Genomic DNA, 13,019 nt, shown 5'->3' on the forward strand with positions numbered 1-13,019 from the left:
TAAAAAAAATAAAAATGAAAATGCAATTATATCAATAATATAAAATCTATTATATACGTGATTAATGAAAACAATCCATAAATATGATAGTCACATTACTATTAGAGTTATATTGTAATAATAATGCGTTATTAAAAATATATATTTTACATATATATTCAAATAAAATATATACTAATAATTTAATTATATAAAGAAATTAATTATATTATTAGTATACTTTATATTATGTATTTTTATGATTAATTAATTTTATATTTAAAGTTACAACATGTTTTTTAATAAATAAATATAATTTAATGCTTCTCTAGGAGAGATTTTATCAGGTTCTACTGATGAAATAAAATTAATTATATCAATAGATTTGTTATTCTTTAATAATCTAATATCTAATTCTTTTAATTTTTTTTTAGCACTAGAAATAATTGAATTAGGTAATCCAGCTAATTCAGCAACTGACAAAGAATAACTTTTTTTAGAAACTCCTGGCTTAATAGTATGTAGAAAAATAATTTTTCCATCTTGTTCTAACACACTGAAAAATAAATTTTTTATCATACTTAATATATTAGATAAATAAGTTAATTCAAAATAATGAGTAGCAAATAAAGTCATAGAATTAATATTCTTAGCTAAATGTTCTAAACATGACCAGGCTAAAGATAAACCATCATTAGTAGCAGTACCTCTTCCAATTTCATCTATTAAAACCAAACTATTTTCTGTAGAAAAATTTAGAATACTAGTTAACTCAACCATTTCAAGCATAAAAGTAGACTGTTTTTTAAATACATTATCTGCAGATCCTATACGAGTAAATATTTTATCAATAATACCTATTCGAGCATATTTAGCAGGAACAAAACTTCCAATACTAGACATAATTACAATAAGAGCAATTTGTCTCATATATGTACTTTTTCCTCCCATATTAGGACCAGTAATCACCATTATTGTTTTTAACTGTGTTAAATTAATATCATTAGCTACAAATGATACGTCAGGCAATAATTCTATGACTGGGTGTCTACTTTTCTTTAATCTTATTTCTTTTTTATCAGTTAAAATTGGACATACATAATTTAATGTTATAGATCGTTCAGATAAATTTGTTAATACATCTAATTCAGATAAAGCTTTAGAAGTCATTTGCAATTTTTCTAAATAAGGAAAAATTAAATCAAATAATTCTTCATATAATATAGTTTCTAATTCAACAGATCTAAATTCTGCTGTTAAAAAAGTTTCTTGAAATTGTTGTAATGATGGAAAAGTATATCTAGTAAAATGTTTTAATGTTTGCTTTTTTATGTATTCTTTCGGAATTAAATGTAAATATTTATTACTAATTTGAATATAATAACCAATTAAGCTATTAAAATTAATTTTTAAGGTATTGATACCATATTTAATTTTTTCTTCTACTTCTATATTAATTAAAACATCATGAGCTGAACTTTTAATTGTCCTTAATTGATCTAATTGTAAATTATACTGATCAGCAATTACGTTTCCTTCACGAATAGAATTTGAAGGAAACTCTGCTATAGCTTTTTCTAATAAATCTATTAAATCAGGATAAGTATTAATTAATAAAGATAAACTTTTTAAATTATTTGATTTTAATTTTAATAATAAATCGTTAATTTTGGGTAATATTCGTAATGAAATTCTTAACAATAACCAATCTCTAGGTAAAGCAGTTCTTAATGATAAACGTGAAGTAATTCTTTCTAAATCAGAAATGCGAATAAGTAATTTTTGTAATTCTAAATAATGTGATTGTAATTCTAAAATACTTTTTTGTCTATTTTGGAGAATTAATTGATTACGTATTGGCATACATAACCATCTTTTTAACATTCTACTACCCATTCTCGTTACTGTATGGTTAAGAACAAAATATAACGTGTTAGAAACATTACCAGATATATTTTCTACTAAATCAAGTTGTTTTATAGTTGCTACATTCATATAAATATAGTCTTCATTATTTAACTTTTTTATACAACGTATGTGATGTAAATAATTATAATGCATAGACTTTACATATTTTAACAAACAACCAGATGCAGAAAGCGCTGCTCCATCTTGATTAATTTCAAATAATTTATATTTTTCAGAACCAAAATGTAATTTTAATATTTTTTTAGAAGAACAAGCTGAAAAATCTATACTAGAACGTTTATTTAATCCTTTTCTATCACTAATTAAATACATATATGAAAAATTATCAGGATATAACAATTCTTGAGGATTAGTACATTGAATTCGAGATAATAGTAATTCTGGATTATAATATTCTGAAACATAGAATCTACCTGAAGCTAAATCTAATGTAGCATACCCAAAAATATTATCTTGTTCATATAAAGAAGCTACTAAATTATCTGTATGTTCTGATAAAAAATCTTCATCTGTAATAGTTCCTGGTGTTATTACTTTTACTACTTTACGTTCTAACAACCCTTTTCTTAATAATTTATTTCCTATTTGATCACAGATAACAACTGATTTACCTAATTTTACTAATTTTGATACATAAACATTAATATTATTACAAGGAATACCTGCCATAGGTACATTATTATTAATATACCCCCTTTTAGTTAATGTAATATTTAATAAATTTGAAATTTGTTTAGCATCATTAAAAAAAAGCTCATAAAAATCTCCCATCTGATAAAATAACAACATATTAGGATATTGTTCTTTCAATAATAAATATTGTTTAATCATCGGAGTATGGGAATGTTTACTATTTGAATTAATAACAATGGATTGATTATTTTTATTAAAATTTTTCATAAATAAAAAATACAAAATATTAGTAACTTTATGTAGTTAATTATTTGTTGGTGTATTTTAAAATACTATTTATCATAATAAAAATTATTTGTTCTATATAAATAATAAATGATAAATAATAAATAAAATTAATTATAATATATATTATATAAAATATAAAAAATAAAATTAATGAAAATATATATATAATAAATCATAAAAATGGTAATATATACATATATTGAATTAAAAATATAAAAAATAAATTGTGAATATAATCATAATCTAATTATTATAGTAAATTACTAACTATGCCATTAATAAAAAAATTGAAAAAATTATTAATTATTACTATTGTCAATATAATATTTTCATTTAATATATTTGCACAATCCTTTGTAGAAGGGAAACATTATATACGTTTGCCTCAACATATTAATAATATTCATAAAATAGTAGAATATTTTTCTTTTTTTTGTCCTCATTGTTATACATTAGAAAAAAAATATCATTTATATGAAAAATTAAATAATATCAATAATTTAAAGAAAGAAATAAAAATATGTCATGTTAACATAATTAATAACAAAATTGGAAAAATTTTAACACATATTTGGTGTATGGCACAGGCTATACATGTTGAAAAAAAAATTATAATTCCAATTTTTGAATTAATTCATCAAAAAAATTCTGTTTTAAATAAAAATAATATAGAAACAATATTTATTCAATGTACAAAAATTAACAAAAAAGAATATAATCTACTATGGAATAGTTATACTGTTTATAATTTAATCATTCAAAATCAAAAATATATTGATAAAATTTATTTACAATATGTACCTACAACAATCATTAATGGAGAATATATTCTCAATAATACATCTCTCTATACTACATCTAAAACAATATTTTTTTCACAATATATTAATATTATAAAATATTTAATTCATAAAAAATAACATATATGATTACTAAAAATAAAACAAAATTAAATTTTATAATTTAAAATAATTATTTTATATATAAATATTTCATTTATATAACAATCGTAATATATTAATTGAAAAACATATATACTTTATTTATTACTTAATCAAGAATAATTTATGATAACAAAAAAATCTATATTACTTATAGATGGTACTTATTATTTATATCGTGCATATTATGCTTTACCATTATTTACTAATACATTAGGAGAACCTATTGGAGCGATTTATGGAATAATAAATATGATTAAAAAAATCTTACATGATCATAAACCAAAATATATGATTATTATATTTGATTCACCTAGTAAAAATTTTAGGCATCAGTTATTCCCAGAATATAAAAAAAATCGAAAAAACATACCGGACGAATTAAAAATACAAATTAATTCAATTTATAAAATAATAAAATATCTAGGTGTATCCACTATAATTATACCAAATTTTGAAGCAGATGATGTTATAGGAACTTTATCTAACTACTATGCTCAAAAAAACAATTTAGTTTTAATTAGTACTAATGATAAAGATTTAGGACAATTAGTATCCAATAATATAAAAATAATTAATAATGATAATAAAATTTTAGGTCCAAAAGAAATAGAACTAAAATATGGTGTACAATCTCAATTCATTCCAGATTTGTTAGGTTTAATGGGAGATACAACAGATAACATTCCAGGAATACCAGGGATTGGAAAAAAAACAGCTATAAAGTTAATACAAAATTTTGGATCCATCGATAATATTTATAAAAATTCAAATTTAATTTCATCTCTACCAATACGTAATGCAAAAAATATTGCAATTAAAATTATTACTCATAGAAATATAGCTTTTTTGTCATATATGTTATCAAAAATCAAAACAGATGTACCAATAAATTTTAATACAATACAATTACAAATAAAACCACCATATATTAGTAAATTACTAAAAATATTTGAACATCATGGATTGGAGAAATGGAAAAAAAATATTAATAATTTAATTAATTTTAATATTAAAAATCAAATAGAATACAATAATACTAACAATCATATCAACAATAAACAAATTACTAACTGTAACATTACATCTATTGAAATACTAATAAAATGGATAAAAAAATTAGATACTTTATCCATATTTTCTTTTTATTTACACTTAGAAGATATTAATTTTAATAGAAATATTATTGGTATTGGTATAGCAATTAATTCTCAAGAATCTATGTATATTAATTTTTGTAATTATGACAAGAAAGACACTTCTAAACTTAATCACAAAAATGTTTTTTCTTACTTAAAATATATACTTGAAGATCCAAAAAAAATAAAAATTGGATATAATTTTAAAAACTATTATTATGCATTAAAAAAATATAACATTAATTTAAATGGTGCTAAATTTGATGTGATATTAGAATCATATATTATTAATCAATCAGAAAATTTTTATAATTTATGTACTAAAGCAAAATTAGAAAATATATTTTTAGAATATATTAACAAGAACACTGAAAAAAACAAACAATTATCAGCTGATCAATTAAATTTAGGATTACAAGCATACATTATACTTCAATTACATAATATTATGTGGAATAAAATCAAAAAAGATTCAACGACTTCCCATATATTTCATACTATTGATATTCCACTTATAAAAATACTTGCAAAAATAGAATATTATGGAGTTTTAATTGATAAAGAAAAATTACATATTCAATCTAATTTAATTAAACATAAATTATTAAAATTAATATCACAAGCGCATCAATTAGCTGGAGAACCATTTAATTTATGTTCAAATAAACAAATAAAAAATATATTATATTTTAAAAACCAACTAAATATTAGTATGAAAACAAAAACAGGAAACAAATCAACTAATAAATTAACTTTAAATAAATTATCATTATTACATCCTTTACCTAAAATAATTCTAGAATATCGCAGTTTATATAAATTACAATCAACATACTTAAATAAATTGCCAAAAATGATAAATAGTTATACTGGTAGAATTCATAGTTCATATTATCAAACTAGTACTATTACGGGAAGATTATCATCGCGCAACCCTAATTTACAAAATATTCCTATTAAACAAAAAATAGGAAAAAAAATAAGACGAGCATTTATTCCAGAAAAAAATTTTTTTATTTTATCATTGGATTACTCTCAGATTGAATTAAGAATACTTGCTCATTTTTCTCAAGATCCAAAACTAACTCAATATTTTACAAATAATCAAGATGTACATATTTTAACTGCCACTGAGATCTTTAATATACCTTATAATGAAGTAACAATAGAACAAAGAAATCATGCAAAAAGTATTAATTTTGCTGTAATTTATGGAATTAGTGCTTTTGGATTAGCTGAACAATTAAAAATTAATTATAAAGATGCAAAAAAATATATTCATACATATTTTAATCAACATAAAGGAATTGTTAACTATATAAATGAAACTAAAAAACATGTAAAAAAATTAGGTTATGTATCTACTATTACAGGTAGAAAAATATATATTCCAAATATTAATTCAACTACAAAATATATACAAGAATCTTCTGAAAGAACAGCAATTAATGGATCAATTCAAGGAACAGCATCAGATATTATTAAATTAGCTATGATTAATATAGAAAATTGGTTAAACAAATTTTATCCTATTGATGTAAAAATGATTATGCAAGTACATGATGAACTAATATTTGAAGTACATCATCAATATATTAATATAATTAAAGAAAAAATCAAATATTTGATGGAAAATAGTATTTTATTAAACGTACCAATTAAAGTGAATGCTAAAATTGGAATAAATTGGAATGAAATATATTAAAACATATTCTATATAAATGTAAATAATTTTAAATTAATACAATTATTTTAAAATACATAACATATTATCCTTATGTAAACCAAAAATTAATTTTTTGTTTTAATTTATCTATGCCAATACTTTTATGAGAAGAAAATACTATATAATCTATCTTGATATAAAATTTAGATAAATATTCTTTAATTACCTGTATCTTTTTTTTTTTTTATCTTGATTTAGTTTATCTGATTTAGTTAATATAATACATATTGAAATTTTTTTTTGAATTAAGATATGTAAAAATTTTTTATCTAACTCTTTTATTACATGTCTAATATCCATACAAACAAATACACCAATTAAACAAATACTATGTAATAAATATTGATTTAATAAAAGATTTAAATTCATTTTATTTTCTTTTGATACTTTTGCATATCCATAACCAGGTAAATCAATTAAACGATAACCAGTTGATATTTCAAAAATATTTATCATCTGAGTTCTACCAGGAGTTTTACTAATTTTAGATAAACCTCTTTTTTCTGTTAACATATTAATCACACTAGATTTACCTACATTTGAATATCCAATAAAAGCAATTTCTTTTCCTACAGTTAACAATTGCCCTACATTAACGATACTAGTTAAAAAAAAAGTATCTTTATAATAATTTAAAAACATATTATACCCCTTTTATAATAAAATTATTAATTATGCATTAGTTAAAAAAAAATAGTAAATATATAATTTATACATTTAATATTTTAATTTAAAACTAAAATATAATTATTTATCACATTTTAAACAAAATTGTTTAATATCATTTAAAAAAATTATACAATATCTTTTATTGACACTAACATATTTATATTTTATAAACATTAATTTTCATGTTCATTTTTAAAATACTAGTATGGTTTTAAAAAAAATAGTATAATTTAATATAAAAAACATATGCATATATTGAATTATTATTTAATGAAAATTAAATATTTTATAAACAATTGCTAAAAAACTCTATTAATAGATACATAAACTAAATATTAATCATACTAAAATATCAAACTTCATATTTTAATCTCGTTTTACCACCAATTAAAATCTATACTTGTTAATTTTTACAATTAACATATTAGGATAAGTTATGAATCAAAACATAAGAAATATAGCAATTATTGCGCACGTTGATCATGGAAAAACTACTTTAATTGATAAATTATTACAACAATCAGGAACTTTTGATATACATGAAGTACAAACAGAAAGAATCATGGATTCTAACGATTTAGAAAAAGAAAGAGGTATTACTATACTATCAAAAAATACTGCCATAAAATGGAACGGATATCATATTAATATTGTTGATACCCCTGGACATGCTGATTTTGGTGGAGAAGTTGAGCGTATCTTATCTATGGTAGATTCTGTATTACTAATTGTAGATGCTTTAGAAGGACCTATGCCACAAACTAGATTTGTTACAGAAAAAGCATTTAATTATGGAATGAATCCTATAGTCGTAATTAATAAAATTGATAGAATAAATGCTCGCCCTGAATGGGTTATAGATCAGATTTTTGATTTATTTATTAATTTAAACGCTAATGATGATCAAATTAATTTTCCTATTATTTATACTTCAGCATTAACTGGAATTTCTGGAACTAATCTGAAAAATATGAAGACTGATATGACAGCTTTATATGAATCAATTATTAAGTATGTACCAGCCCCAAAAAAAAATTATAATAAAAAACTACAAATGCAAATTTCTCAATTAGACTATAATAACTACTTAGGAGTTATCGGAATCGGAAGAATTAAACAAGGTACAGCAAAATCAAATCAAAACATAATTATTACTAATAATAATGGAAAAAAACAAATAGGGAAAATTAATCAAATTTTAACCTATATTGGTTTAAAACGTATTCCTACTAATATAGCTATTTCAGGATCTATTGTAGCTATTACTGGACTAAATAATATTAATATATCAGATACAATTTGTGATCCTGAATACATTCAACCACTACCCAAATTAAATATAGATGAACCTACGATTAAAATGTTTTTCTCTGTTAACAGTTCTCCTTTTGCAGGAAAAGAAGGAAAATATGTTACTTCTCGTCAGATTGGAGAAAGATTAAAAAAAGAACTAATTCATAATGTTGCTTTACATATGGAAGAAACTAATAATTCTAATACATTTTGTGTTTCTGGAAGAGGAGAATTACATTTATCAATTTTAATTGAGAACATGAGAAGAGAAGGATTTGAATTAGAAGTATCACGTCCAAAAGTCATTTTTCGAGAAGCAAATTCTATTAAACAAGAGCCATTTGAACATGTTATTTTAGATACCGAAATAAAATATCAAGGCATAATTATGAACTTTCTAGGAAATAGAAAAGGAGAAATGATAAATATAACACCTATGAATAATAATCGAATACGTTTAGAATATATACTTTCCAGTCGTGCTTTAATAGGTTTTCGTTCTGAATATATTAGTATGACTTCTGGAACCGGATTATTTAATTCTTCATTTAGTCATTATGGAAATATACAAAATTCTAATATAGGACAACGTAGAAATGGAGTACTTATATCAAATAGTACAGGTATGGCCGTAGCTTTCGCTTTGTATAATTTACAAGATAGAGGAAAATTATTTTTAGGACATGGATCTAATGTATACGAAGGTCAAATTATTGGTGTACATAATCGATCTAATGATTTAACAGTTAACTGTTTAACTGGAAAAAAATTAACTAATATGAGAGCTTCAGGAACTGATGAATCTATTTCATTAACAACAGCTATTAATATGAATTTAGAAGATGCTTTAGGATTTATTAATGATGATGAATTAATAGAAATAACTCCTAATAATATTCGATTAAGAAAACAATATTTAACTGAAAATGAAAGAAAAAAAAATTTCAAAAAAAAATAAATAATAAAATTATTCAATTCAATATTATCAATTTAATATCAACACAAATAATATTAAGCATAAAAGAATATAATCCTATATAATTAATAGGATTATATTAGTATTTCTAATCATAATAAATATAAAAACATATATTTGAGTAATATTAATAACTCACAAAAATTGTAACAAAATATATAAAATAATTATACATTAATTAGTACTAATCAAAAAAACTATTTATATGAAAACGATAATTTTTTTTATAATAATAGAATATTATTAAATTATTTTTTTATATTAATTAACTGATGAATTAAGTTATAATACACATTTTTCTGTAAATGTGTACTTAATTGTTTTGCTCGAATAATTAATTCTAAATCAGATACTGCTACATTAAATTTATCATTAATAATTAAATAATCATAATCTAAATAATGTTTCATTTCTGATACTGCTTGTGCCATTCTTTTAGAAATAACAAGATGAGTATCTTGACCTCTTTTCTTTAATCGTTGATATAATTCTAATTTAGATGGAGGTAGTATAAAAATACTACAAGTTTGTAAGACTGTTCTTCGAATTTGTTCCGCGCCTTGCCAATCAATATCTAAAAATACGTTATCACCATTTGATAATAATTTATTAATAACTTTTTTAGAAGTACCATAATAATGATTAAATACTTTAGCATACTCTAAAAAATCTTGATCTTGTATCATTTTACGAAACTGTCTCTTAGAAACAAAATAATAATGTTTACCATGATGCTCACCTGGACGAATAGTTCTAGTAGTATGAGAAATTGAAATCTTCATATTACATAATTGTTTGGTATTTAATAATTCTGTAATTAAACTTGATTTCCCAGTTCCACTAGGAGCGGAAACAATAAAAAGCATACCTTTAGTCATAATTATTAAAAAATTAAAAAAAAAAAAAGAAATAATTCAAAATAACAAAAAGTGAATAACAATTAAATTAAAAATTTAATAATATTAAATAAATAATACATAAATTACACAAATACAAACAAAAAAAAAACAAAAAATATAAGATACACTGAAATTAAAATAACATTACTACTATATAATTATTTTATAAAATTACCATAAAAAACAGAATCATTAATATACAATGGATAATTTACATCTTCATTTAAATATAAAATACTTTCCTTAGATATTTTATCTTTAAGTATTGCCTGTATCCAAATTAAATCAGAACTGATCCTTACCACTGATAAAATAAAACCAACATATATAAAATGATCATTATTTTTCACTTTCAATATTGAACCTAACACTGGAATATAATTAATATTTCCAACTAACCAATACATTTTTTTATAATTAATTTGACTGAAATAAATTTTTGCAATAATTTCTTGACCAATATAACAACCTTTATGATAATTAATTCCGTTAAATAAATCTAAATTAACTGATTGCGGAATAAATTTTGATTTTATTTCTTTATCAAAAATAGGAAAACCTGAAGCAATATCTAAATATTTCCAATACTTTCTATCATATACATGTATTAAATTTTTAATTTTTTTTTGAAAATCAATTGCATATGATAAAGGCATTAATAATAAAAATCGTTCTGTTGGTACATTAAACCACAAAATGCTAATCTTGTTTTTAATATGTATAATTATATTATCTTTATTAGGCAAAAGTATAAAAAATTTTTCTAAAAAAATTCTTATATCTAATCCAATCATTCCTAACAACACAATTTGATCATCTAAGAAAATCTGAACTTTAGAAAATAGTGAATATTTTTTAAATGTCATTAATGTCTGCTGAACCAAGCTTTTTCTGACAATACACATAACACCATCATCATAAAAAAATAATCTAATAATACTACGAACTTTACCATTAACATCACATTGTGCAGTCATAACATGTTCATTAATTTTTAAAGAAAAAACATCAATAGTTAATTGACCTTGCAAATATCGTTTAAAATCTATACCTTTTATAAAAATACAGGACAAATCATCTAAAATAATACTAGTTGTATGTAAATTATTTATTGAACATACAAATTGATCAGTTAATGTTATATTAGACACACAATTAAATCCTATAAAAATTGAAAGTAAAATTTACTTTTTTATTTACTAAAAATAAATATTTTATATATACCACTTTTATTGTTAACAATATATTAATTAATAAATATAGTATATAAATATATATTTTAAATACATACATTTAATATATATATATTAATAAATATTTATAATTCCATTATATATATTTAAAAAAAAAGTAAAAATAATAAAAAATTATTTTAATTAATAAATATAGTATATGTAATACAACTGTAAATGTAATTAATTTACTATAGTAGAGAAAAAAAAATCATGTTAGAACTCAATTTTATTAAACATAAAATTAATGAATTTACTATTCGTAGAAATAAATTATGGAAAAATCTTGAATATGCAACTAAACAAGATAAACTTAATGAAACAATTTTACAATTAAATTCATCGATAACCTGGAATGATAAAAACAAAGTTGCAATACTAAATAAAGAAAAATCTAATCTTGAAAAATCTATTAAAGATTTTCAATTAATCGATAATCTTATACAAGAAATAACAATTTTTTTAGAACTTATGTATGAAAGTTATAATAATCACATAGAATCTGAAATTCTATTTCATATAAATGAAATAGAACAAAAAATTAATCACATGGAAATCTGCTATATATTTTCAAATAAAAATGATTATTTAAATTGTTATATTGATTTTCAATCTGGATCAGGAGGAATAGAAGCACAAGATTGGACTAATATATTACTACGTATGTATTTAAGATGGACAGAAAAACAAGGTTTTAAAACAGAAATTTTACACTTATCAGAAGGAGAAATTAAAGGAATTAAATCAGCTACTATACAAGTATCTGGAAAATATGCATTTGGATGGTTAAGAACGGAAAGTGGAATTCATAGATTAGTTCGTCAAAGTCCTTTTAATACAGGTAATCGTAGGCATACTTCTTTTAGCTCTGTATTTGTCTATGCTGATATCAATCAAAACATTGAAATCAATATTAATACAAATGATATTCGTATTGATGTCTATAAAGCATCTGGAGCTGGAGGTCAACATGTTAATAGAACTGAATCTGCAGTTCGAATTACACATTTACCGACAGGTATTATTACTCAATGTCAAAATAATCGATCTCAACATAAAAATAAAGCTCAAGCTATGAAGCAAATTAAAGCTAAATTGTACAATTTAAATATGAAAAACAAAAATATAGAAAAAAAAAAACTAGAAAAAAATAAATCTAACATAGGATGGGGAAAACAAATTCGTTCTTATATATTAGATCAATCCAGAATTAAAGATTTAAGAACAGGAATAGAATATCGAGATATACATAACATATTAGATGGTAACTTAACAACATTAATATTAGATAATTTACAAGCTGGAATATAAGGTA

At 21.4% G+C, this 13,019-nt stretch carries 8 protein-coding genes; 4 read left to right on the forward strand and 4 right to left on the reverse strand.

The features are described from left to right. Positions 1 to 264: 264 nt before the first annotated feature. Complete coding sequence (mutS, locus tag AB4W75_RS01895; protein WP_367679282.1) at positions 265 to 2,808, reverse strand: DNA mismatch repair protein MutS; 2,544 nt, start codon at positions 2,806 to 2,808, stop codon at positions 265 to 267. Between the two features lie 290 nt (positions 2,809 to 3,098). On the opposite strand from mutS, the gene AB4W75_RS01900 reads away from it, so the two are divergent. Both AB4W75_RS01900 and polA read left to right on the forward strand, forming a co-directional pair. Continuing rightward, the gene (locus AB4W75_RS01900; RefSeq protein WP_367679283.1) at positions 3,099 to 3,749 is read left to right on the forward strand and encodes a DsbA family protein; all 651 of its coding nucleotides are present in this window, start codon (positions 3,099 to 3,101) and stop codon (positions 3,747 to 3,749) included. A 147-nt stretch (positions 3,750 to 3,896) separates the two neighbouring features. After that, positions 3,897 to 6,614 carry a DNA polymerase I gene (polA, locus tag AB4W75_RS01905; protein WP_367679284.1) on the forward strand — a complete coding sequence of 906 codons (2,718 nt, stop codon included), beginning with the start codon at positions 3,897 to 3,899 and terminating at the stop codon, positions 6,612 to 6,614. A gap of 183 nt (positions 6,615 to 6,797) precedes the next feature. Here the strand turns inward: polA and yihA are convergent, their stop codons facing one another. Further along, on the reverse strand, positions 6,798 to 7,277 hold the full coding sequence (yihA, locus tag AB4W75_RS01910) for a ribosome biogenesis GTP-binding protein YihA/YsxC (protein ID WP_367679285.1): 480 nt from the start codon (positions 7,275 to 7,277) through the stop codon (positions 6,798 to 6,800). A gap of 463 nt (positions 7,278 to 7,740) precedes the next feature. Here yihA and typA point away from each other — a divergent pair, with 463 nt between their 5' ends. Continuing rightward, positions 7,741 to 9,555, forward strand: a complete 1,815-nt coding sequence (gene typA / locus AB4W75_RS01915) for a translational GTPase TypA (protein ID WP_367679286.1) — start codon at positions 7,741 to 7,743, stop codon at positions 9,553 to 9,555. A 266-nt stretch (positions 9,556 to 9,821) separates the two neighbouring features. Here typA and gmk read toward each other — a convergent pair whose 3' ends face one another. Further along, the gene (gmk, locus tag AB4W75_RS01920; RefSeq protein WP_367679287.1) at positions 9,822 to 10,451 is read right to left on the reverse strand and encodes a guanylate kinase; all 630 of its coding nucleotides are present in this window, start codon (positions 10,449 to 10,451) and stop codon (positions 9,822 to 9,824) included. A gap of 179 nt (positions 10,452 to 10,630) precedes the next feature. Further along, positions 10,631 to 11,623 (reverse strand): tRNA-modifying protein YgfZ, encoded by a 993-nt coding sequence (gene ygfZ / locus AB4W75_RS01925; protein ID WP_367679288.1) that lies wholly within the window; start codon positions 11,621 to 11,623, stop codon positions 10,631 to 10,633. A gap of 294 nt (positions 11,624 to 11,917) precedes the next feature. Between ygfZ and prfB the strand changes: the two genes are divergently transcribed. Beyond that, positions 11,918 to 13,015, forward strand: coding sequence for a peptide chain release factor 2 (gene prfB, locus AB4W75_RS01930; protein ID WP_367679289.1), 1,098 nt, complete (start codon positions 11,918 to 11,920; stop codon positions 13,013 to 13,015). The last annotated feature ends 4 nt before the right edge of the window (positions 13,016 to 13,019 follow it).

The organism is Buchnera aphidicola (Eriosoma lanigerum) (assembly GCF_964059125.1).
Lineage (GTDB): Bacteria > Pseudomonadota > Gammaproteobacteria > Enterobacterales > Enterobacteriaceae > Buchnera_D > Buchnera_D aphidicola_C.